Source organism: Bacteroides sp. AF34-31BH (genome assembly GCF_003602795.1).
GTDB classification, from domain to species: Bacteria; Bacteroidota; Bacteroidia; order Bacteroidales; family Bacteroidaceae; genus Bacteroides; species Bacteroides uniformis.
Map to the genome: position 1 here is coordinate 318,023 of NZ_QTLV01000004.1, position 26,070 is coordinate 344,092.

The following is a 26,070-nucleotide window of genomic DNA, read 5'->3' on the forward strand; positions in this document are numbered from 1 at the left end:
TATGACAAAAGAAGATATTATAAAGCCCGAGAATCTGGTTGCCAAGAAACCGACTCTGATGAACGACAATCCCATGCACTACTGCCCGGGATGCAGTCACGGCGTAGTTCATAAACTCGTAGCCGAAGTTATCGAAGAAATGGGACTGGAAGACAAAGCAATAGGCATCTCCCCCGTGGGATGTGCCGTGTTCATCTATAATTATATAGACATCGACTGGCAGGAAGCCGCCCATGGACGTGCGCCCGCACTTGCCACTGCCATCAAGCGCCTTTGGCCAGACCGCCTGGTGTTCACTTACCAAGGAGACGGCGACCTGGCTTGTATCGGTACTGCCGAAACCATCCACGCCTTGAACCGCGGCGAAAACATCACCATCATCTTCATCAACAATGCCATCTATGGTATGACCGGGGGACAAATGGCTCCCACTACCCTTGTAGGCATGAAGACATCGACCAGCCCTTACGGACGTGACGTGCATCTGCACGGCTATCCGCTGAAGATGGCCGATATTGCTGCACAATTGGAAGGAACCGCTTACGTGACACGCCAAAGCGTACAGTCCGTTCCCGCCATCCGCAAAGCGAAAAAGGCTATCCGCAAAGCATTCGAGAACTCTATGGCAGGCAAAGGTTCCAACCTTGTGGAAATCGTTTCCACCTGTAACTCCGGCTGGAAGATGTCTCCTGCGAAATCCAATGAATGGATGGTAGAGAACATGTTCCCCTTCTATCCGCTGGGCGACCTGAAAGATAAATAATCATGCTAAAGACAGAAGAACAATGAAAGAAGAAATCATTATAGCAGGCTTCGGTGGACAAGGTGTATTGTCCATGGGAAAGATTTTGGCATATTCCGGATTGATGGAAGGCAAAGAGGTGACTTGGATGCCGGCTTACGGACCGGAACAACGTGGTGGTACAGCCAACGTAACAGTCATCGTAAGTGACGAGAAAATATCCTCACCCATCTTAAGCAAGTACGATGCCGCCATCATCCTGAACCAGCCGTCACTGGAGAAATTCGAAAGCAAGGTAAAACCCGGAGGCGTACTTATCTACGACGGTTACGGCATCATCAACCCGCCGACGCGTAAGGACATCCACGTTTACCGCATCAACGCCATGGATGCCGCCAATGAAATGAACAACGCCAAGGCATTCAACATGATTGTATTGGGTGGATTATTGAAAATCAAGCCGATGGTTACACTGGACAGTGTACTCAGAGGATTGAAGAAGACACTGCCCGAACGCCACCACCACTTGATACCGATGAACGAAGAAGCTATCAAGAAAGGAATGGAACTTATTCAGGAAATGAAATGAAAGGCTATGTAAAGCCACTCCCCATAAGAGGAGGAACTTTACGCCAGAATAAGAGATAAAGGAAAACGGATAAGCCCTTGTGATATTGATTTATTGCAAGGGCTTATTTCATTTCAAGCCGGAAAAAGTATGGATTCAAGGGCAGAGAACCGGAAGCAGTATAGAACAAAACAGAAAACAAGACAGTTTAAAAGAAGCAAAAAAGGCTGAATTCAGTAAGCAAATAATTTTTTATTGTATCTTTGCGCCTAATTATGAGACGAATTGTACTGACATATATATTTCTGTCCGTTATAGGGATATGGGGGGCTATGGCGCAAAACACCTTAAACCCGATGAACAATCGCGACCGGTTCGGTAACCAGATTGACCCGAATACCCAGCCGGACAATCTGGAAGACAGTACCAATACTGAGATTCAAAGTCTTCCGCCCAAGCTTTACATGTGGAAACTAAGTGAGACACTGGGCAACCGTACCATCATACCTGCCGACACAGCCAGCCTCAACTTCCAGAGCACCAATCTGGTGGAAGGAATGTTCGGCCACTACAACTACTTGGGAAATTTAGGTTCTCCACGTCTCTCACGTCTGTTCTTCGAACGGGAGGAAAGCGAACCTACCATCTTCATGGCTCCCTTCTCCAGTTTTTTCACACGTCCCGACCAGGTGCTTTTCACCAACAGCAATGTGCCTTACACCAATCTTACCTACTACAAGGCCGGCAACAAAGTGAACGGTGAAGAACGCTTCAAGTCCTATTTCTCCGTCAACGTCAACAAGCAGTTGGCATTTGGCTTTAACATCGACTATCTGTACGGACGCGGTTATTACCAGAACCAGTCCACCTCGCACTTCAATGCAGGTCTGTTCGGTAGCTATATCGGCGAGAAATACCAGGTACAAGCAGTCTACAACAACTTTTTCCTGAAGATGAACGAGAACGGCGGTATTGCAGACGACCAATACATCACCCGTCCCGAAAACATGTCCGGAGGAAAGAAAGAGTACGAGTCCACCACTATTCCGGTCAAATTGGAACAGAGTTCCAACCGTAACAAGGATTTTTATATCTATCTGACACAGCGCTATCGTCTTGGTTTTACGCGGAGAATACGGAGCACACAAGAAGGCAAACCGGCGGTGTCCGTACCCAAAGCTTCATCCTCCCCGTCCTCTGAATCCGAAATATCCGCTTCGAACAACGACATAGCATTGCCAAACGACAGCATAGCATCAAAATCGGTCAGCACACTTGCAGCTGCCAATGACAGCCTGCCGTCTGTTTCTACCGCAGACAACGACTCACTTTTCGAAGAAGAGTTCGTCCCCGTCACCAGCTTTATCCATACCTTGAAAGTAGAGCGGTCGCGGCACCAATTCCGTTCGGGAAGCGAGCCCGAAGGATTCTTCCCGGAAGACTACAAGCTTTACAAGAATTACAGCAACGACTCCACCACGGCATTCAGTGTAAAGAACGTGTTCGGAATAGCCTTGCTGGAAGGTTTCAACAAATACGCCAAAGCCGGACTTACGGCTTATATCTCCCACAAGTTCAGCCGGTACGACCTGATGAATACGGACACACTTACCGACATGCGCCGCATCCGCTACACCGAGCAGGAAATCTTCCTGGGTGGCGAACTCGCCAAGCGCGAAGGCAAACTGCTGCACTACAACGTAAACGGTGAAGTGGGGTTGGTAGACAAAGCCATCGGGCAGTTCCGCGTCAACGCCAATCTGGACCTGAACTTCCGTCTATGGAAAGATACGGTGAACTTCTACGCCCGCGGTTATGTGAGCAACACGCTTCCTTCCTTCTATATGCGTCATTATCACTCCAACCACTACAACTGGGACAATGACAACATGGACAAAGAATTCCGTACGCGTGTGGAAGGCGAGCTGAACATTTCCCATTGGGGAACCAATCTCCGTGCCGGTGTAGAGAATATAAAGAACTACACTTACTTCAACCAAAGCGCCCTGCCCGAACAGAACGGAGGCAACATACAAGTGCTGTCTGCCACGCTGAAACAAGACTTCCGCCTTGGTGTCTTCCACCTGGACAACGAGGTGACCTGGCAGAAGACGAGCAATGAAACAGTACTTCCACTGCCCCAACTCTCGCTCTACCATAACTTCTACATATTGGCTAAACTCGCCAAGAAGGTGCTGACCGTTCAGTTGGGTGCCGATGTCCGTTACTTCACCAAGTACAACGCACCCGCCTATGCACCCGGCGTCCAGCAGTTCCATCTGCAACCTACGGACGATTTGGTGGAAATAGGCGGTTACCCCATCGTAAACGTATATGCCAACCTGCACTTGAAGCGGACGCGTATCTTTGCCATGATGTATCACGTCAACGCGGGTATGGGAAGCGCCAATTCCTTCCTGGTGCCGCACTACCCCATCAATCCGCGCTTGTTCAAAATTGGCGTCTCATGGAATTTCTATGACTAACAGATGACTGTATGACGAAAAGCAGACTGCTCAAATACGCACTTCTGGGAATTGCAGCGGCTCTCATTGCCCACTATCTCATCAAGAAAGAAGAGAAACCGAAAGGTCATCCGCGCGATTATGCCGAGATAGCTGCCGAAGGCATCATACATGCTTCGACGGAATACAACTCCATCAGTTTCTATGTGGATGATGACACCTTGTCCGGTTTCCACTACGAGCTGATAGAAGCTTTTGCACGCGACCACGGGCTGCAAGCGGCCATATCACCGGAAATGAGCTTCAACAAGCGGCTGGAAGGCCTGGCCGACGGGCAATATGACGTGATTGCCTACGGCATCCTCGCCACCAGTGAGCTGAAAGACTCCTTGCTGCTTACCACCCCTATTGTGCTGAACAAGCAAGTGCTGGTGCAACGCAAGCTTGAGAATATTTCCGACTCGTCATTATTCATCAAAAGCCAACTGGACCTGGCTGGAAAGACACTGCACGTAGTGAAAGGCTCCCCTTCCATACTACGCATCCGCAACCTGGGAAATGAGATAGGCGACACCATCTACGTTGAGGAAATAGAGAAGTACGGTTCCGAACAACTGATTGCCTTGGTAGCCCATGGAGACATCGACTATGCCGTATGCGACGAAAGCATTGCCCGTACCGCAGCCGACAGCATTCCTCAAATAGACATCAATACCGCCATCAGCTTCACGCAATTCTATTCCTGGGGGGTAAGCAAACAGTCCCCTATCCTGCTGGACAGCCTCAACACATGGCTGGATAGTTTCAAAAAGGGAAAAGAATACAAGAAAATCTACAAACGATACTACGGGAAACGAAACTAAGCTGCACTTTTCCATACACGCAGCATATCCCTACTTTTACAACTAGTTATCAATCAACAGCTTATTACTGCAAAATCCTGCATACATTTTGCAGTGCCACTGCAAAGCCGTTGCAGTGGCACTGCACACCGATATGCAGTACGACTGCAACAGTTATGCAGTGATACTGCAACACGTTTGCAGTCGCACTGCAAAATACATGCAGCAAGAATGCAAACAAGATGCAGTCATCAAATACCCATATCGATATTACGGCATACCCGAAGTAAAGAATTAGAGTCCTTCCACCTCCCTTAGCCACATCTCCGACGAAGCATCGCTCGGCATTCTCCAATCACCGCGCGGACTCAGAGAGATACTGCCCACCTTCGGACCATCCGGCAAACAGGAACGCTTGAACTGCTGGTTGAAGAAACGACGGCAGAAAGTCTGCAACCATTTTTTGATGGTTTCTTCATCATACATCCCCTTGAATGTGCGTGCTGCCAGGAAAAATATCTTGGAAGGACGGAAACCGCAGCGCAGGAAGTAATAAAGGAAGAAGTCGTGAAGCTCATACGGCCCCACCAAATCCTCGGTAATCTGCTGGATATTACCGTTCTCATCTGCCGGAATCAGTTCCGGGCTGATGGGAGTATCCACAATATCGAGCAAGGTAGCACGTGAAGCATCGTCCATATCATGCTCTGCCACCCATTTCACCAAGTGCTTCACCAGAGTCTTGGGGACGCTGGCATTCACACCGTACATCGACATGTGATCGCCGTTGTAAGTGGCCCATCCTAAAGCAAGTTCCGAAAGGTCGCCCGTACCGATAACCATTCCCCAGGTCTGGTTGGCAATATCCATCAAGATTTGGGTACGCTCCCGTGCCTGCGCATTCTCGTAAACCACGTCGTGCACATGGACATCATGGTCTATGTCTTTGAAATGCTGTATGCAGGCCTCCTTGATACTGACTTCGCGGACAGTCACACCGAGGGAGTTCATCAGGTCGATGGCATTCGTGTAAGTACGGTCGGTCGTTCCGAATCCCGGCATGGTGACACCGACAATACCCTGGCGGGACCATCCCAACTTATCGAAAGTCTTTACGCAAACCAGCAGCGCCAGCGTAGAATCCAGTCCACCCGAAATGCCGATAACGGCACTTTTCGCTTTAGTATGCACCAGACGTTGCGCCAGTCCGGACACCTGGATGGAGAATACCTCCTCACAGCGTTCGTCCAACGCTATCCCCTGCGGAACAAATGGATGCGGTTCAAAAGTACGTGTCAGGTTCAAATCCCTGCTGTTGACATACTCCGTAGAGATTCGTACCGGAAGGGCCGAAACACAATTTGCATGGCAAGCCGCGAAGGTCGTATTCACCCGGCGCTCCGTACGCAAGTGTTCCACATCAATTTCACTGATGACCACCTGCCCTTCGAAAGAGAAGCGTTCGTTTGCCGCCAGCAGAGTCCCGTTCTCATAAATCAGTCCGTTGCCGGCAAACACCACATCCGTAGTGGATTCTCCGAAACCGCATGAGCTGAATACATAACCGGCAATGCACCGTGCCGACTGCTGGCTGATAAGCGAGCGCAGATAATTGTGCTTGCCGATACCTTCATTGTCGGCCGAAAGATTGAACAAGATTTCCGCACCTTGCAGTGCCAGCGTGGAACTGGGCGGTATGGGTGCCCACAAATCTTCGCATATCTCCACTCCGAAAGTGGTATCTGCCGTTTCGAACAGCAGGTCTCTCCCCATCGGAATAATCTGCCCGCAAAGGCGCACACTGTTTTCTGCCACATCACATGCGGAAGTAAACCAGCGCTTCTCATAAAACTCCTTATAATTGGGAAGATAAGTCTTCGGGACAACGCCCAGCACTCTCCCCTTCTGAATGACAACCGCCGCATTCAGCAACACACCGTTCAGTGCAACGGGCATGCCCAATATCGAAATGATATCCATCTGGCGCGTATTGTTCAGAATCTGTATCAGCCCCATTTCCGCCTCTTCGAGCAGAAGTTGCTGGGCAAAGAGGTCGCCACAAGTATATCCGGTAATGCACAACTCCGGAAAAGCAATGATTTGCACACCTTTCCCATCGGCTATAATAATCTCTTTTTCAATCTCTGAGGCATTGAACTTACAGTCAGCCACCTTGACACGGGGCACAGCCGCCGCTACTTTTACATATCCGTAATTCATAAGGATGCTATATTATTTATTCGGTGCAAAGATACGGCAAAATTCTGATTAAGAGAGATAAGGGAAAAACGTTTTATCTATATCGGCACGAGAAACTGACTAAAACCGGGTGCATCCTGCCTTCGCTTTTATGACAAAAATACGGCAACCTACCTACAAGAAGAGGAACATATATAAACAATTTTAATGACCGCAACTAAAAATTTTCCAAAAATCTTTTGGAGAATTATAGGAACTTCCTATCTTTGCAAGTGAATTAAAAATGTAATAATTACAAGTTTGAAACTTTAGATTATATGGATGTAGTAAAACGATTGCAGAATCATAATATCAAGCCTTCAGTACAGCGCATAGCCATCATGAATTACTTGATAGAGCATCGTACGCATCCCACGGTGGATGAAATCTATACGGCACTGTCTCCCTCCATACCGACACTGTCTAAAACAACGGTATACAATACCTTGAAACTACTGAGCGAGCAAGGTGCCGCACAAACCCTGACTATCGACGAGCGTAACACATGTTATGATGCCGATACCAGCCCGCACGGTCATTTCTTGTGCAAGCGTTGCGGAAAGATTTATGACTTGATGTGCAATAACAACATCAAGAAAGTGGCCGACATGGATATGGACGGGCACGATGTGCAGGAAATCCACTACTATTATAAAGGAATCTGTAAACATTGCATAGAAGAAGAACGTTTAAGAACAACAAAGAATAACTAATTCAACTAATTAAAATCTGAGAGAAAATGAAAAAATTTAGATGTACTGTATGCGGTTACGTATACGAAGGAGATGCAGCTCCCGAAAAGTGCCCATTGTGTAAAGCTCCCGCAAGCAAGTTCGTAGAAGTTGAAGAAGCAACAGCTGACGGCCCGCTGGTATTTGCCGACGAACACGTAATCGGCGTAGCCAAAGGTTGCGACGACGAAATGATTAAGGACCTAAACAACCACTTCATGGGCGAATGTACAGAAGTTGGTATGTACTTGGCAATGAGCCGCCAGGCAGACCGTGAAGGTTATCCCGAAGTTGCAGAAGCTTTCAAGCGTTACGCTTGGGAAGAAGCAGAACACGCTTCCAAGTTTGCCGAACTGCTGGGCGACTGCGTATGGGACACCAAGACAAACCTCGAAAAGAGAATGAACGCAGAATCAGGTGCATGCGAAGACAAGAAGCGTATCGCTACCCGTGCCAAAGCATTGAACCTCGACGCTATCCATGACACCGTTCACGAAATGGCTAAGGACGAAGCCCGTCACGGTAAAGGTTTCGAAGGTCTGTACAACCGCTATTTCAAGAAATAATCCTATACTTTTATAGTAATGTGAAGAAAAGGGACTGCTAATGTTAGTAAGTCCCTTTTTTTATTCCAACTTTTTTCACTTTACAATGTCACGTTTGTATTTCCCATTCGTCTTATCTGTGTAAATGGAACTCAAAGAATTCAAAATAACCGTTCTTCCACTCCGTGCCAAGCTGTTGAACTATGCACGGAAGTTGACCGACGAACCGGAGGATGCAGAAGATGCCGTCCAGGAGGTACTGCTCAAGCTATGGAACAAAAGGCTTGAACTGGAGCAATACCGGAGCATCGAAGCATTTGCCATGACGTTGACGCACAACATCTGTATAGATATGTGGCGCTGCAAACGCAACGACACCCTATCTCTCGACATAGTGCAGGCGGCATCCCCCACCGGAACACCGGAACGGCTGTTGGAAATCAAAGATGAAATCCACCTGATGCACGAAATCATCGACTCGCTGCCCAATCTTCAACGCACCATCATGCGGATGAAGGACATCGAAGGATACGAAACGGACGAAATCGCCGAAATCACGGGATGCGGACCGGAAGCCATCCGCAGCAATCTGTCAAGAGCCCGGAAGAAAGTGAGAGACGTTTACCTGCGAACCATACAAGAAAGAAAAGAAAGGAGAAATGAGCCATGAAGATAGATGAACTGCTGGATAAATATTTCGAAGGGGAAACTTCCTGCGAAGAAGAGCGTGAACTGCGCCGTTTCTTTACCGAAGAGGAAGTGCCGGAGCACCTGCAAACGTACCGCCCCCTATTCGCTTATCTGAACCGGGAAGCAACTTCAATGGCAGAACCGACAGAGGAAAAATCCGTAACAACAGAATCGGCAAAGGAAGTACCCGCACAGCGGAAGCCTTTCCGTCTCTATCGCACATTCTATGCTGTCAGCGGCATTGCCGCCGGATTGCTCCTGCTTCTCGGGGTAGCTAAGATTATATTTCCGCTTTCCGATGTTCCCGAAAATTATGTCGTCATCGACGGCCAGCGGTATACAGACGAGAAACTGGTGGAAGCCAAAGCACTAGAAGCCCTGCAGAACGCCAGCTTCACGGATGAAGATTTAAGCAACTTACTGTTTCAACACTAATATAACAAGGTTATGAAAACATCTATACTGATTTGCATACGTAGTCTGTGCCTCTTTTCCCTGCTGATTTGCCTGCCAGCCTTTGTACATGCACAAGAGAGACTGCAAATAGCCGACCTATTCAGCAAGTATGGCGAGCAAAAGGACGTGACCAGGGTAGAACTGAACGGCAGTATCCTGAAATCTTACCGCATGACTACCTACAAGAGCCTTGTGTTCAAGAATGTATCCCCCTATCGCCGGGAAATTCAGCAGGCCATTGTACACGACAAGCAAGATAACGCAAAGAAGGCGCAGGAGGTAATGGAAAGCGGTGTGCTGCGCAGCGCTTATTACCAACTGAAAGAGGTGGAACGCAATGGAAAGAAGCTGAACCGCTACATCATTTTCAAGATAGGAAAAGACTCCATGGGCACTTTGATTTACATAGAGGGTCTGCTCAGTGAAAAGGAAATGATGGATATGCTTTACAAATCGGAATAACACTAAAAACAATATACGATATGAAAACCAGAATTATGATTTTGGCCTGCCTGCTTGCTGTGCCGGCCGGCCGCATGGCAGCACAACAACAGACTGACCCTGAACAGAAAGCTACAGTACAGACACAAGGCGACTCCATCATCATCCGGAAAGGAAAAGGAGACATGCGCATCAAGGTGTACGAAGAGCAGTTGGAAGACGGAGAAAAGAAAGAAGTACAAATTTATGAAGGAGTCTATCTTGAGAAAGTGGATGCAGACAAGCGCACTTTCCTCGACGCCCTGCCATTCATCCCCAAAAAGAGAAGATACAATGCTTACGAACCGCACTGTTCCGGTCTGTATATTGGCTACAGCCGGCTGGCTAACGACTTCCTTTCCTTCGGAGCAAGCGACAAGATGGGACTCGACTTATCCAAGTCATGGGAATTCGGCTTCAACATCCTCTCCGTATATCACAACTTCAAGAAGAACCCGCATTGGGGAATCAACCTGGGAGTCAGCTGGGGATACCGTTCTTTCAATATCGACGGTAACTATGCCTTGCTGAAGGAAAACGGAACCAGCATCTTCACCGCAGGCAACGAAGACACCAGTTACAATAAAAGCCGTCTGCGCCATTTCTTCTTCCGTGTACCCGTATTGATGGAATGGCAGCAAAGAGTGGGAAGAAACAAAGTGTTCTTCAATGCCGGTCCCGAATTTGAGATACGTCACAGCGTGAAGTCATTCTCACACATCAACGGAGGCAAGAAGAAAACCGTAGGCAAAGGTATGTATGTGCAGCCCGTCGGCATAAACCTGCTGGCACAAGCCGGTTATGGTAATATCGGCATTTACCTGCGCTACTCCACATACGGATTATTCCAGAAAGACAAGGGACCGGAAGTATCTCCCTATTCATTTGGCGTGGCATGGTATCTGTAATCCCTCCCCTATAACACAAGACTCCCCGAAATGTATTTGTACATTCCGGGGAGTTCTTTTATACCCTAAGGTATTGACAATGAAAGGTTATCTGCAATAAAAATTGTTCTTCTAAAAACGCATGCCCAATGTAAATAGCACTTTACTGCGAGTGTTGGTAACTTCCGTTGTTGGCGGTGTTACCAAGCCATTTATATCATTATAAAACGGATAGAAATCAGATTTATAAGTATCGAATTTATAAGCCAAATCCGCATAAAACGAAGAAAAGCGATAACCGATACCTAAAGTGAAAGTATTCATCGATTTGCTATTGGCAAAATCCGTATCTGTATTTATAGAATTGGAAGGCAATGCCTTAATAGCATCCTTTTTATAGGCTGCAGTACTGTAATTGTAACCGGCACGCAGAGAGAAAGCAGGTATCGGCTTGTATTCTGCTCCTAAACGAAGCGTACTTACCCCCTTCATACAGAGGTCAGCCTCACCCGTTTCCCATGCCATCTCATCACCTTCAGGATATTTGAACTTCATGCTTGAGTAATCCTCATATTCATATTCAGCTCCCAAAGCCAGATTATTACCTACCGTATAGCCTAAACTGGCGTTAAACACCCACGGGGTTTGCAGTTTAAAGTCACGGTCCATGTCTCTACCGCCCAATGCAGAATAAGTATCTACAGTTGTACGAGTAAGACGTTCATTCCCCGCATCATCAGGCAAATACAAATCCGAAGTCAGTAATGCCCCCGTAGTATAAGTCAGTTTGTAATAGATAGGAGTATGCACAGCTAAACCTATACGAAGCGGAGAATCTTCAATCGGCCGGAAAATGGCGCCGAATTTAAAGTCGAAACCCGAACCATGTATACGATTAAAGCTCTCCAAGGAATAACCTTCGTCATCATAAACATGTGTATCTCCTTCCAATGTATAGGCATACTTTTCATCATAAAGGGAATACTTGTTGTAATCCACATCATAAGCACCCAGAGTAACACCAAAGTAAAAACGGTCATTTATATTGAAGGAGATATTGAAATCATATTGGTCAACACCGCCACGCTCACGCGACAAGAAATAAGCATCCGCTTCGGAAGGAATATAAGGAGGATAAGTATTATAGTCCTCACTTTCTATATCCTCAAGAACAAGTGCACCTTGATACCCCATAGTCCCCAGCCATCCAGCATAATTATGTTGATAAATATCCTTGCGCCCATAGTCCAAATAAGCTCCTTGATCCGGGTAATCATATTGAGGACGATGATAGAACGCATAAGCTGCATCCGTAGCCTGCTGCGCCATACTCCGCACTTGAGATACATATTGATTATCTATGCTTCCCATCAACCCCTGCATCGTCATATTCTTATAGAATGACTTTGATTTGTGGTAATTAAAACCAAAATTCACATACCGCAAAGGAGTATGATTGCCTATCTTCGAAGCTATCACAAAACCGGCATTATCAAAACTCCAGCGGTTCTTGTTCGTTTCAAATTTATTACCTACATAATTGCTTTCTGTGCCCGTCATTGAATAGCCAAAGGTAAGCATAGCATCATTGCTACGATAAATACCGATACCGGCAGGATTGGTTCCTATGGTAGAAATATCACCACCCAATGCTCCCATAGCTCCGCCCATTCCGACAAAACGGGCGGTTCCATTCAATTCCTTCTGTGCAATATTCGTTGCATCATATATTGTCTGTGCCCCTGCGCCTACAGCTGTAAACATAGCAAGGGCTATCATGGTTATCTTCTTCATAATTCTTAGTCTTGTTAGATTAAAACATACTTATACTTACCGTCTTCTGGAACCACCGCCGCCACTGGAACGACTGGCACCACCGCCACCACCACTGGAGTAACTGGAACGTGAGCTACTGCCTGAAGAGAAGCTGGAAGAAGAACGGGTGCTACTGGATGAACGTACTGGAGCAGAATATGAACGACTGCTACTACGATTGTTGTCATTGGAGTAGCTGCGTGCCGGTGCGGCGCTTGAACCTCTGTTATAAGTCGATGAAGTCCTGCTACGAGTGGAAGTTCCAACAGAAGAGCGTACACCGGAAGAACGACTGCTACGAACTCCTTCTACGCTACTATTATATGAGCTACTACGCGTACTGCTTGGACGGGTGTAAGTGGAACGGCGGGTAGAAGCCGCACTCGAACGGTTTACACTTGAGCGAGTTGCAGAAGAACTTGAACGAACTGTAGACGAACTTCTTGTACCTACCACCCGACGGGTTGACGTACCGGTACTGCTACGTCTCACTTGACCGGAAGTAGTACTGCTACGACGTACAGTCTGCCCTCCATTTACAGTAGAAGAACGGCGGGAAGTAGAGGACGATACTCTGTTTCCGGCATAAGAAGAACGGCTCGGACCATAAGAACGTCTATTGGTATATGCATTTCCCCAATGGCCGCCTCCCCAATGACCACCGCCACCGGGATAATATCCGGGATGATAGTGATGGTGATGTCCCCACCAGCCACCGCCGTACCAGCCGCCCCAGCCAAAGCTCCAGCTCGGACCGTACCAGCTGTTCCATCCCCAGCCATAGTAAGGATAACCGCCCCAACCATAAGAGTTATAGCGCCAATCCCACCACAAGCGGTTGGTGAATGTAGGGAAAGCATATGCATATAATCCGTCGGTATACACGTTCCAATCCCAGGAATTCAAGCCATAGACCACATCCCAATATAGCGGGCTGCTGATGCTGATGGCATAACGGGGATTACGGAAACGGATGATACGGGTAGCATACTCGTAATCATCCTGCGAACCTTCAAATTCACCGTTCACCCATTCGCCGTCCAGACCGTCATCTTCTTTTTCATTGATGTAAAGGGTATCGTTCTCCATCACGAAATCATTGTCGCGGGAGTCATAACGGCGGTTATATTCGTCCACATCGCGGGTGTTTCCCTTACGGTCTTTTACTACAACAGTAGTGCTTCCCGGCGATGAATAGACAGTGGTCGGTACATTCGACTTTACTACAATCTCTTCTACGGGAGCAGCGACTTTCTTCTCCTGCTTCACCTCTTCTTTTTTCTCTTCCTTATTCTTGGAAGGAGTGTAGTAAAGGTCGTCATCTATACTTTGTGCCACCAGTGTCCATGGGAGGCACAAGGCAAAAAGCGATAAAAAAACAATCTTTTTCATATTAGTTTGGTCTATGGATTTTACGTTTATCTATTTCTTCACGTCACAAAGATAACGCCGGATTTTATCCCATGCAGCAGATTTTCCCCAAAGATTTATAGGGAATTCCCTAAATACCCTATCATTCAATAAATCAAAGTCCCTGCCGGATAAAAAAGAGCACGTTCGTTTTATTCTACCCTCGGTTTGCATTACCTTTGCAGAAAGATAAACAAATATACGCAGAAACTGGTTTGCTTCTAAAAATCATGTTCTGTATTTAACAAACAATCATATTCCGATGAAATATTTAGAATTTACATTCCGCACCGTTCCGTGCACAGAAATAGTCAACGATGTACTTTCCGGCGTCTTGGGCGAAGCCGGCTTTGAAAGTTTTGTCGAGCAGACCGACGGCATCACCGCTTACATACAGAAAGACCTTTATAGCGAAACCGTCCTCAAAGAGGCACTTGCCGACTTCCCCCTGCCCGACACGCAAATAGCATACAGCTATGTGGAAGCCAAAGATAAAGACTGGAACGAAGAATGGGAAAAGAACTTCTTCCAGCCCATCGTCATCGGAGACCGCTGTGTCATCCACAGCACTTTCCACAATGATGTTCCCCAGGCTGAATATGACATCGTCATCAATCCGCAGATGGCATTCGGCACGGGGCACCACGAGACCACCAGCCTCATCATCGGCGAACTGCTGGACAGTGACCTGCAAGGCAAATCACTGCTCGATATGGGTTGTGGAACTTCCATCCTTGCCATACTGGCACGCATGCGTGGAGCCTCTCCTTGTACGGCTATCGACATAGATGAATGGTGCGTGCGCAACTCCCTCGAAAATATAGCATTGAATGGAGTGGACAACATTGCCGTATCCCAAGGCGATGCCTCCTCTCTGAAAAGCAAAGGTCCGTTTGATATGGTTATCGCCAACATCAACCGCAATATCCTCCTGGCGGACATGAAGCACTACATAGCTCGCATGAATCCCGGAGCGGAGTTGTTGATGAGCGGTTTCTACATAGATGACATTCCCGTCATCCGCGAAGAAGCCGAACGTAACGGACTGCACTTTGTCCACCATCGTGAGAAGAACCGATGGGCAGCGGTGAAGTTCAGAAAATGAGCATTTATTCATCCCGTAACGCTTCTACCGGCGATATACGGCTGATACTGTGCGCTGGAATGTATACACCAAGCCATGTCACCGCCATCATCACCACATATACCAGCAGTGATACGATGCAGAAATGTGCAAAGAAATGATTGGTCAGGTAAAGGTCGCCATATCCCGGCACGCCGTCATCCAGCGTATAGAATCCTTCATAATAGGCCCACTGGAAATACAAGAAACAACCGACAAAGACAGCTATGGTTGTCATGATAAAAGCCTCTCCTATCAACATTCGGCAGATACCTCCGGGAGAGGCTCCATAGGATAGGCGGATACCTATTTCCTCGCGGCGAGTCCGTGTATGCAGCCAGAAGGTACCGCTTACAGCCAACAGCAAATTTATCATGAAGAAATAGGCCAAAGCATACTTCATCCGTATCTCGTTCGTAGCTCCTTCCTGCAAATCACTTTCACGCTGCACTTCATGGAAAGGAGTCAGTTTCGTGAACACCAACGAACCGGACGAAAGGTTATCATCCACCCACGACATGAATTCTTCTATAAAACGCCCTTCGGAAACATCCGCCTTTGTCCGGAAAAATATACGCAGCCCGCTATCAAAGGCCCATGAGGGCATCTGTTCTTCATTTCCATAGGAAACCAAGCGTACCAGATAAGGTTGCATACTGTTCCGCATTTTAATAGGCTTCATGATTCCTGCAACACGAATTTCCGTGGAATCATAAGTACTGTACACGCTTTGCCCGATCAAATCCTTGCCTTCGGAAAGCAACATGACGGCATCTTCCGACATTATCACGCTGCCTTTGGGAACTTCCAGCTTCTCAAGTGTCTCCCAAGCACCATCCTTAGCCGAACGGAAACGCCAAGTCCGGAAAAAGCCGGAGTTCGTAAAAAAGGGAATATACGTCATGCGTACCTCTACTGAATCTTTAAAAACTCTATTCATATTATTACCCGGAGAACTGGGATAGGCTCCGGACAGCACACATGTAGCTGACTCAATGTCCTTGTGATGGCGCAATCCCTGCATAATCCGTTCAAAGTCCCGGGCAGGAACGGAAAGTGTATCCGCCTTATTACGCGTCACCTCCAGACGGTAGAGTCCTTCAGCATCGTAACCGTTCGGGATGGACTGGTTGTATGTCAAGACAAACAACGGGTCCAGAACAGCCCAACTGACTATCGTTATCACCACCAGTTCCAGCATAATCCACAGATTGTGCCGACGGCTGTTCCACAGCATATTCATGATTTGTTGTAACATAACTTATTATTTTTGTCGGCTGAGCGAATAAACAATATCTTTCTTCAAAGCCACGCAGGTGGGTATCAATGCCGAAAGTAAATTCAGTACCACACAAACCACAAACGTAACTGCAAACAAGGTAGGATTGAACAGCATATCCGTCGTTATGCTCATCTGAACACTGTCCGGTAACGGTTGCGTTCCTCCGTCAAGCATGGTCAGCAACCAACTCTTAGCAAAGTACACCATGCTGAAAGAGAGTATCAGCCCCATAATGCCTCCCAAGCACGTCAGCAAAAGATTCTCCCATACAATCTGTGAGAAAAGACGTTCCCCGGTAGCACCGAATGCTTTCCGTATTCCCATCTCAGGAAGCCTGCGCTCCATGCGCGAGGAAATCATTCCTGACAAATTGAGTGCAGGTACTAACAACAGCATCAGCAGCCACAATCCCATTTGCCGGACTATCACAAAGAAATCCAAGTCGTCCATGTCATTGACATAAAACAGCGTCTTCCAATAAAGATAAGGCTGACCGTGCATCACCAGATGATAATCATCATGCGGCAGAGTATTGAATTTGCGTACATATTCATCTACCTGCAATTTCACCCGGTCGGCATCTGCTGCCGAGGGCAGAAGAACTGCCACCTGAAACGGTCCGATTACTCCCCACTGGTTATTGTCTCTCACATAGGCAGGCTGGCAGGTATAAGGCAACCAGACTTGCGCGTAACTCAGCTTCATGGCATAGCTTGGCGACTTCACGACCCCACATACACGGTAATCCGTATAATTCAGTTTGATATACTCCCCCACGGCATCCCCTTTTCCAAAAACACGGCGAGCCATATCTTCCGAAATAACCGCTGTACGCATGCCACTCTGAAAATCGGCATCAGTAAAAGGTTGTCCGTAAATGAAGGAAAAATCGAATACTTTCCAGAAGCCGGTATCGGTCAGCTTCACAAGTGCTGAAAGAGGACGCTTCACATTCCCTACTTTCACAAACCAGCTATCGGCATCGCTCACGGCAGTCACAGCTTCCACTCCCTCCAAAGAGTAAAAGCAATCCTTTACAAAAGGGATGGAAAATTTCCAGGTAGTATTCCAGTCCGTATCTTTTGTATATTGCATATGAGCTGAAGATGCAACAAGCATACGGCTACGATGGGTCTCAGGATAGATATCCCCTATCTTTATATAATACAAGACAGCCAGTACCATGACCATAGAGATAGCCAGTCCGGTAGCGACAATATAGAAGCAACTGAACAAGGGTTGCTGCTTCAGCATCATAAAAGATTGTTGCAAGTATTTTCCTATCATACAGATACATATTAATGTATGATAAAAAGCAAAAGACAGACCAAACTGCCAACAATCAGATTATCAAAGAAAAACGAAACTAAGCCTGTGTCCGAAAATGAACACATGTCCACTATCGGACAGATGAAAGACAGTAACGACGGATTACTTCTGCAATGTAAGCGCCTGCAACTCTTCCAGTGTCCCGTTAAAGACGTTCAAATCCACCTCTTTTTCGATACCGGGCACAGTGCCTACATCGGTGTGCTGCCAAAAGTGCCACTTGCCCTCATAGCGCACGGAATCTACATAATAATGGGCTATCCAATAAGGATAAGCATTGAAAATGGAATCGCTGAGATAGCGTTTCTTGAATTTATAGGAAGTATAAAGAATAGGCTTTACGCCGTAATGCGCCTCTACCCTATCCAGCCAAGTCTTGACTGCCGTTTTAAGTTCCTGCGGTGACTGCTTGCCGGTAGTCTCCACATCGAGTACGGGAGGCAGGTCTCCCTTTACCAGCTGCACGGTACGGATAAAGAAATCGGCTTGCTTGTGGGCATCGGTCTTAGGGATAAAATAATGATAGGCACCACGGATAAAACCGTATTTACGCGCCTGGCCGAAGTTCTGCGTAAACGTATCGTCACCATGATCGCCGCCTTCGGTAGCTTTCAGAAAAATAAAGTGAATGGGAAATTGGGCTTCTCTATTATGTGTCAGGAGTTCCCAATCTATCTTTCCCTGATAGTGGGATATGTCTATGCCATGCACCTCATAGTTGCAAGGCATACATACACCGTAACCTTTCTGACCATAACAAGGCTTCCAGCGATAAGCATAAGGACGAATGAAAAACCAGTAAAAGCCGGTAGAAAAAACAAGAATGATACAGACCGCCAAAAGATTGCGCAACCATACGGGCATGGTACGCGGCTGCATTTTCTTCTTGCTCCGCGGAGAGGAAGAACGACGGGCGGCAGTAGTTTTACGCCGGATATTTGTGGAGGTCTTGGTTGCCATGAGCAAAGGAAAAGAAAGGGCGGAATGAACCGCCCCTCCGTTTTATTGTCAACTTGTTGATGCATCAACTTATTTAGCCTGCTCCAGCTGCAAAGTCTTCGTAGCCTGGTCGCAAACTTCTGTCGGACCGAAGTATTGGATAGGGCCTGGATAAACGTAGTCTGTTTCCATAGCCCAACGGTCACGCTGAGCAGCGAATGCCTTGAACGGAGCACCGTCCAGCTTCACCAGAGCCTTCTGGATAACCGGCTTCATTTCACCGTGGCGACGTTCCATGTTCATCATCATAGTGATGGGCACACCGCCTGCAATCCATTCTTCGGCAGGAGCAGTAGTGTTGCGTACAGAAGACATGTAGCCGGTCTTTCCGTTAGCAATCAATGCAGATGCTGCATAACCCAAAGAGTAGCAGTAGTCAGCGTCGAAGTTAGACGGAGCAGCGCAACGTCCTTCGTAGCCGAAGAAGTGGTGCTGTGCAGCAAACTTGCCTACGAACTTGCCCTCTTCTTTCCACTGAGCCAGCTTAGTGCCAACCATTTCGGACAGCAACTTTTCTGTTTCAATCAGAGATACCTGTACGTTTCCGTGCGGGTCGCGGTCCAGAGACAACTGGCGAGCCACGCCTTCGGGCAAGCTTGCGTAGATGGCCGCATTCTCCGGAGAGAGTTTACGGATGATATAATCGCGTTGGTGAGATTTCTTAATTTGAGCAAACTCTTCTGCATTGGCAGCAAGGAAGTCGTTCAACTCAGCAATCAGACGCTTCATGGCCGGGATGAATTCAACCAATCCTTCGGGGATAAGAACCGTACCAAAGTTGTTACCCTGGGCTGCACGTTCAGCAACGACCTTGGCAATGCTGGTCACGATGTCGTCCAAAGACATATCCTTAGCTTCAACCTCTTCAGAGATGATACACATATTGGGTTGAACCTGCAATGCACATTCCAAAGCGATATGAGAAGCGGAACGTCCCATCAACTTGATGAAGTGCCAGTATTTACGGGCAGAGTTACAGTCACGTTGGATGTTGCCGATTACTTCAGAGTAAGTCTTGCAAGCAGTATCGAAACCGAAAGAAGTTTCAATCATATCATTCTTCAAGTCACCGTCGATGGTCTTGGGGCAACCTATTACCTGCACGCCATAATTCTTGGCAGCATAGTATTCAGCCAGTACGCAAGCATTAGTGTTGGAGTCATCGCCACCGATGATAACCAATGCCTTGATGCCGAGTTCTTTCAGGATTTCATAACCTTTCTCAAACTGTTCTTCCTTTTCCAGCTTGGTACGGCCCGAACCGATGATGTCAAAACCACCCGTATTGCGGTATTCATCAATGATGTCAGCAGTCAGTTCCATATAATTATGGTCAACCAAGCCGCCAGGACCCAGAATAAAGCCATACAATTTGCTGTCTTTGTTCAGCTTCTTGATACCGTCGAAAATACCGGAAATCACATTGTGACCGCCAGGAGCCTGTCCACCGGAAAGGATAACACCCACGTTCATTGCGGGGAAGTTAACCACCTCATCGGTAGTTTCAAACTTAATCAAAGGCATTCCGTACGTATTGGGGAACAATTTCTTGATTTCTTCCTGGTCAGCAACAGACTGAGTAGCTGCGCCTTCTGCAGCCTTAACAGTTCCTTTCAGCGCTTTCGGAAGTTTGGGCTGATAGGCAGCCCTTGCAATTTGCAATGCACTTTTAGTCATTTCTCTTAATTATTTAAAGGTGTTAGTAAAGTTCCGTTTAAAAGCGTCGCAAATTTCGCTTTTTTTCGTAAGATATGCAAACGAGAGGCCGAAATAATGTATAAAATGACATTTATCGTTTTTTATCCTAAAATAAAAAGGAGAAGAAAGCAATTAACTGATTTATTGTGTTATCTTTGCCGCAAAGTTTGAGTTACGAGTCGTTATCGCATTGTTCTTCTTTTAATATACAACTATTATTAGGCGGTCTCTTCCATAATTATTCTCCATACTCCAATTTAATAATTACAATTAATTAAAATTTCAAATGAACATTTACATTTCAGGTTTAAATTTCAGCACAACAGACGCTGACTTAAACGATTTATTTTCAGAGTACGGAGAAGTTTCTTCTGCAAGAATCATTACAGACAGAGAAACAAGAAGATCCAGAGGTTTCGGTTTCGTAGAAATGCCGGACGATGCAGCAGGCCAAAAAGCCATTGACGAATTGAACGGTGCTGAATTTGACCACAAACAAATCTCGGTAAACGTGGCACGCCCCCGCGAAGAAAGACCTTCCAATGGCGGCAATCGCGACAGAAGAGGCGGTTACAACTCCAGAAGATATTAATATTCTTAACTACTGACAAGAGCAGGAGGTGTTGTAACAATGCCCCCTGCTTTTTTTATAACTCAATAAATAAAAATACATGGCCAAATCCATCTCCGCAGACAAGCGTGAAAATGAAAAGAAAAGACTCGCCCGACGAGCTGAAAAACAAAAAAAGAAAGAAGAAAAAAAACTATCCAACAAAGCCAATAGCTTTGAAGATATGATTGCCTATGTTGACGAAAACGGCATGATAACCTCTACTCCTCCGGCAGAAAACACTCCCAAAGAAGAAATAAAGCTGGAAGAAATCGTCATATCAACTCCCAAAAAAGACAAGGAAGAACCGGTCATCCGCAGAGGACGTATCGAGTTTTTCAATGAATCGAAAGGCTTCGGCTTCATCAAGGACTTATCCGGGGTCGAAAAATACTTTTTCCACATTAACAATGTGCTGACAGATATAGCAGAAAACAATATTGTGACGTTCGACCTCGAACGTGGCCTTAAAGGCATGAATGCTGTAAACGTAGCTCTTGAAGTAGAAAAGGCAAAGGAAAAGAAAGAAAACAAGGAGACTCTAAATACAGAATCCTAGATGAAATAAGCCAATTATAGAACAAGGGCGTGTATATACCATCAAATATTTCGGTACATACACGCCCTTGCTATCTTCTTTAATCACACGTCATTCGGTTTGCCAGCCACCCCCCAATGCCTTATAGACATTTACCATGGCAATAAGTTCGTCGCGGATGGCATTGCTCACCCCTATTTGGGCATCGAAATAACCACGCTGGGCATCGAGCACATCCATATAATTGATGACACCGTTGATGTATTGCAACTGTGCCAAATCCACATATCCCTTGGCAGAACGTTCAAGTTTGGCACGCAGTTGGTAGACCTCCTTTATCTTATTGAAATCTACAATGGCATTCTTCGCTTCCTTAAAAGCATTCAGCACTGTCTTTTCATAGCTATGCACTTCGGCTTCAAAAGAAGCCTTCTGTGCATTCAATGCAGCACGGTTCTTTCCCCAACCGAAAAGTGGTGCCAAGACTGCCCCATTCAATAAGGAATAGGGAGATTCCAGGAAATTGGATAACACATCACTTTCCAATCCAAATTGTCCGGTCAGGGCCAAACGGGGGAACATATTGGTATAAGCAACTTTCACTCTGGCATGTTCAGCCCTCAACTGCTGCTCTGCCACACGGACATCGGGGCGACGTTCCAACAAATCGGAAGGCAGACCTACCGGTAAGAACTCCGGCACATCCAGTTCCTGCAGAAAATTGACACGCTTGATACGGGTAGGGAATTCCCCCACAAGGAAGGATATATCATTTTCTTTCAGAGAGATACGGCGTTCCAAATCCGGAACAAGAGTAGCCGTACGAGCCAACTCCACTTGAGCCTGTTGATAAGAGGTCTCCGAGGTCAGCCCTCCTTCAAAACGGATACGCGCCAAGCGCACTCCCTCTTCACGCGCCTTTTGTGTCTGGCGCACAATCTCCAGTTCCGTATCAAGGGCTACCAGCTCATAATAAGCCTGCGCCACTTCGGCAACGATGGTCATGCGCAACGCACGCTGCGCCTCCACACTTTGCAAATATTCGGCCACAGCAGCCACTTTCTTCCATCTCAAGTTTCCCCAAAGGTCCAGTTCCCAAGAGAGCAACGCCTTGGCTTCGTAAGTATTGCCTACATCACGGCTATGACCACCGTAATTCTCCACCTCGCGCTCAGCCTCCACCTTTCCGGTGAGCTGCGGCAGAAGGATGGCAACACTGATACGTTTTTGGGCAGCCATCTCCTTGACACGGGAAGCTGCAATCAGCATGTCTTTGTTATATTCCAGAGCACGGTCTATCAAAGCACGCAGCGTGCTGTCCGTATAAACTGCCTGCCACTGTTCATCGGCTATGCTCATGCTATCCTGCTGCTGTGCCAGGCTATCCGGCAATGCCATCTCCGGACGCACATAGCTCTTGCCCACCTTGCATGAGGTAAGGGCAAACATACTCAGCAACAAAATAATATATATGTTCTTTCTTTTCATAAACGTTGTCTTTAAAATCAGTCTTTCTTAATCTTATGCTGCACTTTGGCTTTTGTCTTGTATACCAGGACAAAGAAGAACGGTACAAGCACAATACCGAATACAATGGCAAATATCATTCCGAAGAAAACACCCGTACCGATGGCCTGACGGCTCGCCGAGCCCGGTCCGCTTGCCAACACCATAGGAAGCATTCCCAATACAAAGGCGAGGGAAGTCATCAGGATAGGCCGGAAACGGAGTTGGGCAGCATGGATGGCAGACTGTATCAAGTCTCCTCCCTTGTCAACCTGCACCTTGGCAAACTCCACAATCAAAATGGCATTCTTTGCCGCAAGCCCCACCAGCATCACCAAGCCGATTTGGAAATAAATATCATTCTCCAATCCGCATATCACAACGCCCAGATAGGCACCCAAAGCGGCAACCGGCAGTGAAAGCAATACAGCGATAGGCACCGTCCAACTTTCATATTGCGCAGCCAAAAAGAGGAATACGAAAAGGAATACCAGCGTAAGCACAAGACCCGTCTGTCCTCCCGCCTTCTTTTCCTGATAGGAAAGGCCACTCCACTCCAGACCGATATTGTCCGGCAAGTGGTCACGTGCAATCTGCTCCATAATCTCCATTGCCTGGCCGGAACTGTAGCCTTGTGCCGCAGAACCGCGGATGACGGCAGTGGTAAACATATTGAAACGCTTGATACTGCCCGGACCGGTGGTATAAGAGGCATTTCCCAAGGAAGTAAGCGGCACCATCACTCCGTCCTTTGCCTTTACAAAGAACAAGTTGATATTGTCCTTATGCTCACGATAAGGAGCCTCGGCCTGGATATACACCTTATATATACGGTTGAACATATTGAAGTCATTCACATATACTGAACCGGTATAGGCCTTCATGGTAGAGAATACATCCGCCAGGGGCACACCCAGCATTTTCACCTTATCACGGTCCACATCAAAATAAAGTTGCGGTATTTCAGACTGCAAGGATGATGAAAGCCCCGTCAGCTCCTTATGCTTCTGGGCATAATACATCAGCGTATCTGCCGCCTGCACCAAGTTGTCAAACGTCGCCTCTCCACGCGCCTCAAGCTGCATTTCGAAACCTCCCGAGGTACCCAATCCCGGAATGACCGGAGGCGTGGAAAGATAGACCTTGCATTCGGGATATTCCTTCAAATCCTGCTCCACATTCTCCATTATCTTATCGATGGAAATCCCCTTACGCTCTTCCCACGGTTTCAGAATAACCGTCAGCTCACTGCGTGCCTGGTTGCTACCCACACGGGGGCTGCTACCCGTCACGTTCTGCACATAGGCCACATAGGGATTCTTCTCCAAGTATTGCACGGCACGGTCGGTCACCACACGGGTTCGCTCCAAAGTAGCACCTTCCGGCAACTCCAACTCTATCTTAAAATAGCCCTGGTCTTCTACCGGCAGGAAACTGGTAGGCACCAACCGGTGGATAATGAAAATGGCAACCAGTACCAGGCCGAACGCACTCATCAAGCGGCGGGGATTCCTGATGACCCGGTTAATGACAGCCACGTATTTGTGATTGCCCAAGTTCAGCCATTCATTGATTTTGCGGAAAACTATGTTCTTTTTCTTTCCACTGTCGGGCTTCAATATGAGCGAACACATGACGGGACTAAGCGTCAGGGCCACTACCGTAGAAAGCAATACGGAAACGGCGATAGTAATGGTAAACTGACGGTATAACTGTCCGGTGATTCCGCTCAAGAAACTTACCGGCACAAACACGGCACAGAGCACCAATGATGTGGCAATCAAGGCACTTGCCAATCCGTTCATCGCCTTTTTGGTAGCTTCATACGGGCTCAATTTCTCCGTCTCCATAAGATGTTCTACATTCTCCACCACCACAATGGCATCATCCACCACAATACCGATGGCGAGAATCAATCCAAGCAAAGTCAGTATGTTCAGAGAGAAACCGAAAATAAGCATGAAACCGAAGGTACCAATCAGGGAAATAGGTACCGCAACAATCGGTATCACCGTCGCACGCCAACTTTGCAAGGATAGAAATACAACCAGCACCACCAGAATCAGCGCTTCGAACAACGTCTTGTACACTTCGTGAATGGATTCGGAAATATAAGTCGTCATGTCGAAGGGAATCTCATAACTCATCCCCTCAGGGAAATTTGCACTGATTTCCTCCATAGCAGCCTTTACGCTCTTTACAACTTCCATTGCATTGGCCCCGGGAAGCATATAGATACCGAGAACGGCAGCATTCTCACCGTTGATGCCACTCTCCGTGCTATATGAAGATGCTTCCAATGAAACACGCGCCACATCGCGCAGACGGATAATGGAACCGTTGGCATTGGCACGGACCACAATGTCCTCAAACTGCTTTGCCGAACTTAAACGTCCCTGGGTAGTGATAGGGATAGTAATGTCGAGTCCCTTCACCGGCTGTTGTCCCAAAACACCCGCAGCAGACTCACGGTTCTGGTCCTTCAGGGCATTCTGCAAATCCTGCACCGTCAGTCCGAAGTTGGCAAGTTTGTCGGGCAACGCCCATATCTGCATGGCATAGTAGCGGCTACCGATGTTGGAAACACGTCCCACACCGGGGATACGGCGCAACAAGTCGAGTACATTGATAGTGGCAAAGTTACTCAGATAAATTTCGTCGAACTTCGGGTCACTGGAAGTCAGACAGATGGTCATCAACTGGCTGGGAGCCTGCTTTTCCACAGAAATACCGTTCTGAATCACTTCGGCCGGCAAACGGTTCTCCGCCAGTTTCACACGGTTCTGTATTTCTACGGCAGCCAAATCCGGGTCGGCAGACACGTCGAAAGTGACCGTAGCCGAAAAGCCACCGGAATTGGAACTGTTGGACTCCATGTACAACATGCCGGGAGTGCCGTTTATCTCCTGCTCGATAGGGGTTGCCACCGCCTGCGAAACAGTCAGCGCACTGGCTCCCGGATAGGAAGCGCTGATTTTCACTACGGGAGGCGTTATCTGCGGATATTGGTCTACTGGCAGCATCGTCAGGCCAATGATACCGACAATCACAATCACAATCGATATCACCGCCGAGAATACCGGCCGGTCTATAAAGAAACTTACTTTCATGGCATC

At 47.3% G+C, this 26,070-nt stretch carries 22 protein-coding genes; 13 read left to right on the forward strand and 9 right to left on the reverse strand.

Annotated features, from left to right (window positions below; translation table 11 throughout):
- The first annotated feature begins 1 nt into the window (after nucleotide 1).
- From DWZ67_RS09430 to DWZ67_RS09445, 4 genes are all read left to right on the forward strand, one after another.
- Nucleotides 2-763, forward strand: a complete 762-nt coding sequence (locus DWZ67_RS09430; RefSeq protein WP_005826605.1) for a thiamine pyrophosphate-dependent enzyme — start codon at nucleotides 2-4, stop codon at nucleotides 761-763.
- A gap of 22 nt (nucleotides 764-785) precedes the next feature.
- The gene (locus DWZ67_RS09435) at nucleotides 786-1,331 is read left to right on the forward strand and encodes a 2-oxoacid:acceptor oxidoreductase family protein (protein WP_005826606.1); all 546 of its coding nucleotides are present in this window, start codon (nucleotides 786-788) and stop codon (nucleotides 1,329-1,331) included.
- A gap of 254 nt (nucleotides 1,332-1,585) precedes the next feature.
- The gene (locus DWZ67_RS09440) at nucleotides 1,586-3,796 is read left to right on the forward strand and encodes a putative porin (RefSeq protein WP_120138680.1); all 2,211 of its coding nucleotides are present in this window, start codon (nucleotides 1,586-1,588) and stop codon (nucleotides 3,794-3,796) included.
- 11 nt (nucleotides 3,797-3,807) lie between these two features.
- Complete coding sequence (locus DWZ67_RS09445) at nucleotides 3,808-4,638, forward strand: transporter substrate-binding domain-containing protein (protein WP_044467289.1); 831 nt, start codon at nucleotides 3,808-3,810, stop codon at nucleotides 4,636-4,638.
- Between the two features lie 273 nt (nucleotides 4,639-4,911).
- Here DWZ67_RS09445 and DWZ67_RS09455 read toward each other — a convergent pair whose 3' ends face one another.
- A complete protein-coding gene (locus tag DWZ67_RS09455) occupies nucleotides 4,912-6,837 on the reverse strand; it encodes an NAD(+) synthase (protein ID WP_005826617.1) in 1,926 nt (641 codons plus the stop codon).
- A 296-nt stretch (nucleotides 6,838-7,133) separates the two neighbouring features.
- On the opposite strand from DWZ67_RS09455, the gene DWZ67_RS09460 reads away from it, so the two are divergent.
- The 6 genes from DWZ67_RS09460 to DWZ67_RS09485 all read left to right on the forward strand — a co-directional run bounded on the left by DWZ67_RS09460 (nucleotide 7,134) and on the right by DWZ67_RS09485 (nucleotide 10,665).
- Nucleotides 7,134-7,568, forward strand: coding sequence for a Fur family transcriptional regulator (locus tag DWZ67_RS09460; RefSeq protein WP_022402095.1), 435 nt, complete (start codon nucleotides 7,134-7,136; stop codon nucleotides 7,566-7,568).
- A gap of 26 nt (nucleotides 7,569-7,594) precedes the next feature.
- Nucleotides 7,595-8,152: an NADH peroxidase gene (locus DWZ67_RS09465; protein ID WP_005826622.1), complete on the forward strand. Its 558-nt coding sequence runs from the start codon at nucleotides 7,595-7,597 to the stop codon at nucleotides 8,150-8,152.
- A gap of 124 nt (nucleotides 8,153-8,276) precedes the next feature.
- Nucleotides 8,277-8,801, forward strand: a complete 525-nt coding sequence (locus DWZ67_RS09470; RefSeq protein WP_005826624.1) for an RNA polymerase sigma factor — start codon at nucleotides 8,277-8,279, stop codon at nucleotides 8,799-8,801.
- Nucleotides 8,798-9,256 carry a hypothetical protein gene (locus DWZ67_RS09475; RefSeq protein ID WP_044468197.1) on the forward strand — a complete coding sequence of 153 codons (459 nt, stop codon included), beginning with the start codon at nucleotides 8,798-8,800 and terminating at the stop codon, nucleotides 9,254-9,256. Before DWZ67_RS09470 ends, DWZ67_RS09475 begins: the two co-directional genes overlap by 4 nt.
- A gap of 12 nt (nucleotides 9,257-9,268) precedes the next feature.
- On the forward strand, nucleotides 9,269-9,739 hold the full coding sequence (locus DWZ67_RS09480) for a DUF4252 domain-containing protein (RefSeq protein WP_005826627.1): 471 nt from the start codon (nucleotides 9,269-9,271) through the stop codon (nucleotides 9,737-9,739).
- Nucleotides 9,740-9,759: 20 nt separating this feature from the next.
- Nucleotides 9,760-10,665 carry an outer membrane beta-barrel protein gene (locus tag DWZ67_RS09485; protein ID WP_005826629.1) on the forward strand — a complete coding sequence of 302 codons (906 nt, stop codon included), beginning with the start codon at nucleotides 9,760-9,762 and terminating at the stop codon, nucleotides 10,663-10,665.
- Between the two features lie 111 nt (nucleotides 10,666-10,776).
- Here DWZ67_RS09485 and DWZ67_RS09490 read toward each other — a convergent pair whose 3' ends face one another.
- Together DWZ67_RS09490 and DWZ67_RS09495 are read right to left on the reverse strand one after the other, a co-directional pair.
- On the reverse strand, nucleotides 10,777-12,438 hold the full coding sequence (locus DWZ67_RS09490) for an OmpP1/FadL family transporter (RefSeq protein ID WP_044468198.1): 1,662 nt from the start codon (nucleotides 12,436-12,438) through the stop codon (nucleotides 10,777-10,779).
- A 36-nt stretch (nucleotides 12,439-12,474) separates the two neighbouring features.
- On the reverse strand, nucleotides 12,475-13,851 hold the full coding sequence (locus DWZ67_RS09495; protein ID WP_044468199.1) for a hypothetical protein: 1,377 nt from the start codon (nucleotides 13,849-13,851) through the stop codon (nucleotides 12,475-12,477).
- A gap of 280 nt (nucleotides 13,852-14,131) precedes the next feature.
- On the opposite strand from DWZ67_RS09495, the gene prmA reads away from it, so the two are divergent.
- Nucleotides 14,132-14,974, forward strand: a complete 843-nt coding sequence (gene prmA / locus DWZ67_RS09505) for a 50S ribosomal protein L11 methyltransferase (protein ID WP_120138682.1) — start codon at nucleotides 14,132-14,134, stop codon at nucleotides 14,972-14,974.
- A 4-nt stretch (nucleotides 14,975-14,978) separates the two neighbouring features.
- On the opposite strand, the gene DWZ67_RS09510 is transcribed toward prmA, so the two are convergent.
- The 4 genes from DWZ67_RS09510 to DWZ67_RS09525 all read right to left on the reverse strand — a co-directional run bounded on the left by DWZ67_RS09510 (nucleotide 14,979) and on the right by DWZ67_RS09525 (nucleotide 20,279).
- Nucleotides 14,979-16,250, reverse strand: a complete 1,272-nt coding sequence (locus tag DWZ67_RS09510; RefSeq protein ID WP_016273403.1) for an ABC transporter permease — start codon at nucleotides 16,248-16,250, stop codon at nucleotides 14,979-14,981.
- A 6-nt stretch (nucleotides 16,251-16,256) separates the two neighbouring features.
- Complete coding sequence (locus tag DWZ67_RS09515; protein WP_016273402.1) at nucleotides 16,257-17,561, reverse strand: ABC transporter permease; 1,305 nt, start codon at nucleotides 17,559-17,561, stop codon at nucleotides 16,257-16,259.
- 144 nt (nucleotides 17,562-17,705) lie between these two features.
- The gene (locus DWZ67_RS09520; protein ID WP_165852464.1) at nucleotides 17,706-18,563 is read right to left on the reverse strand and encodes a glycoside hydrolase family 25 protein; all 858 of its coding nucleotides are present in this window, start codon (nucleotides 18,561-18,563) and stop codon (nucleotides 17,706-17,708) included.
- Nucleotides 18,564-18,632: 69 nt separating this feature from the next.
- On the reverse strand, nucleotides 18,633-20,279 hold the full coding sequence (locus DWZ67_RS09525) for a diphosphate--fructose-6-phosphate 1-phosphotransferase (protein WP_005826644.1): 1,647 nt from the start codon (nucleotides 20,277-20,279) through the stop codon (nucleotides 18,633-18,635).
- 307 nt (nucleotides 20,280-20,586) lie between these two features.
- On the opposite strand from DWZ67_RS09525, the gene DWZ67_RS09530 reads away from it, so the two are divergent.
- Nucleotides 20,587-20,892, forward strand: coding sequence for an RNA recognition motif domain-containing protein (locus DWZ67_RS09530; protein WP_005826648.1), 306 nt, complete (start codon nucleotides 20,587-20,589; stop codon nucleotides 20,890-20,892).
- A 79-nt stretch (nucleotides 20,893-20,971) separates the two neighbouring features.
- Nucleotides 20,972-21,469, forward strand: a complete 498-nt coding sequence (locus tag DWZ67_RS09535; protein WP_005826650.1) for a cold-shock protein — start codon at nucleotides 20,972-20,974, stop codon at nucleotides 21,467-21,469.
- Between the two features lie 90 nt (nucleotides 21,470-21,559).
- On the opposite strand, the gene DWZ67_RS09540 is transcribed toward DWZ67_RS09535, so the two are convergent.
- Both DWZ67_RS09540 and DWZ67_RS09545 read right to left on the reverse strand, forming a co-directional pair.
- Nucleotides 21,560-22,936 carry an efflux transporter outer membrane subunit gene (locus tag DWZ67_RS09540; protein WP_120138684.1) on the reverse strand — a complete coding sequence of 459 codons (1,377 nt, stop codon included), beginning with the start codon at nucleotides 22,934-22,936 and terminating at the stop codon, nucleotides 21,560-21,562.
- Between the two features lie 17 nt (nucleotides 22,937-22,953).
- Nucleotides 22,954-26,064: an efflux RND transporter permease subunit gene (locus tag DWZ67_RS09545; protein WP_120138686.1), complete on the reverse strand. Its 3,111-nt coding sequence runs from the start codon at nucleotides 26,062-26,064 to the stop codon at nucleotides 22,954-22,956.
- Nucleotides 26,065-26,070: the final 6 nt, after the last annotated feature.

Bases quoted from the DNA above. Each gene is read 5' to 3' on its own strand.
- DWZ67_RS09430 (WP_005826605.1), top strand. From the start codon at position 2: ATGACAAAAGAAGATATTATAAAGCCCGAGAATCTGGTTGCCAAGAAA.
- DWZ67_RS09435 (WP_005826606.1), top strand. From the start codon at position 786: ATGAAAGAAGAAATCATTATAGCAGGCTTCGGTGGACAAGGTGTATTG.
- DWZ67_RS09440 (WP_120138680.1), top strand. From the start codon at position 1,586: ATGAGACGAATTGTACTGACATATATATTTCTGTCCGTTATAGGGATA.
- DWZ67_RS09445 (WP_044467289.1), top strand. From the start codon at position 3,808: ATGACGAAAAGCAGACTGCTCAAATACGCACTTCTGGGAATTGCAGCG.
- DWZ67_RS09455 (WP_005826617.1), bottom strand. From the start codon at position 6,837: ATGAATTACGGATATGTAAAAGTAGCGGCGGCTGTGCCCCGTGTCAAG.
- DWZ67_RS09460 (WP_022402095.1), top strand. From the start codon at position 7,134: ATGGATGTAGTAAAACGATTGCAGAATCATAATATCAAGCCTTCAGTA.
- DWZ67_RS09465 (WP_005826622.1), top strand. From the start codon at position 7,595: ATGAAAAAATTTAGATGTACTGTATGCGGTTACGTATACGAAGGAGAT.
- DWZ67_RS09470 (WP_005826624.1), top strand. From the start codon at position 8,277: ATGGAACTCAAAGAATTCAAAATAACCGTTCTTCCACTCCGTGCCAAG.
- DWZ67_RS09475 (WP_044468197.1), top strand. From the start codon at position 8,798: ATGAAGATAGATGAACTGCTGGATAAATATTTCGAAGGGGAAACTTCC.
- DWZ67_RS09480 (WP_005826627.1), top strand. From the start codon at position 9,269: ATGAAAACATCTATACTGATTTGCATACGTAGTCTGTGCCTCTTTTCC.
- DWZ67_RS09485 (WP_005826629.1), top strand. From the start codon at position 9,760: ATGAAAACCAGAATTATGATTTTGGCCTGCCTGCTTGCTGTGCCGGCC.
- DWZ67_RS09490 (WP_044468198.1), bottom strand. From the start codon at position 12,438: ATGAAGAAGATAACCATGATAGCCCTTGCTATGTTTACAGCTGTAGGC.
- DWZ67_RS09495 (WP_044468199.1), bottom strand. From the start codon at position 13,851: ATGAAAAAGATTGTTTTTTTATCGCTTTTTGCCTTGTGCCTCCCATGG.
- prmA (WP_120138682.1), top strand. From the start codon at position 14,132: ATGAAATATTTAGAATTTACATTCCGCACCGTTCCGTGCACAGAAATA.
- DWZ67_RS09510 (WP_016273403.1), bottom strand. From the start codon at position 16,250: ATGTTACAACAAATCATGAATATGCTGTGGAACAGCCGTCGGCACAAT.
- DWZ67_RS09515 (WP_016273402.1), bottom strand. From the start codon at position 17,561: ATGATAGGAAAATACTTGCAACAATCTTTTATGATGCTGAAGCAGCAA.
- DWZ67_RS09520 (WP_165852464.1), bottom strand. From the start codon at position 18,563: ATGGCAACCAAGACCTCCACAAATATCCGGCGTAAAACTACTGCCGCC.
- DWZ67_RS09525 (WP_005826644.1), bottom strand. From the start codon at position 20,279: ATGACTAAAAGTGCATTGCAAATTGCAAGGGCTGCCTATCAGCCCAAA.
- DWZ67_RS09530 (WP_005826648.1), top strand. From the start codon at position 20,587: ATGAACATTTACATTTCAGGTTTAAATTTCAGCACAACAGACGCTGAC.
- DWZ67_RS09535 (WP_005826650.1), top strand. From the start codon at position 20,972: ATGGCCAAATCCATCTCCGCAGACAAGCGTGAAAATGAAAAGAAAAGA.
- DWZ67_RS09540 (WP_120138684.1), bottom strand. From the start codon at position 22,936: ATGAAAAGAAAGAACATATATATTATTTTGTTGCTGAGTATGTTTGCC.
- DWZ67_RS09545 (WP_120138686.1), bottom strand. From the start codon at position 26,064: ATGAAAGTAAGTTTCTTTATAGACCGGCCGGTATTCTCGGCGGTGATA.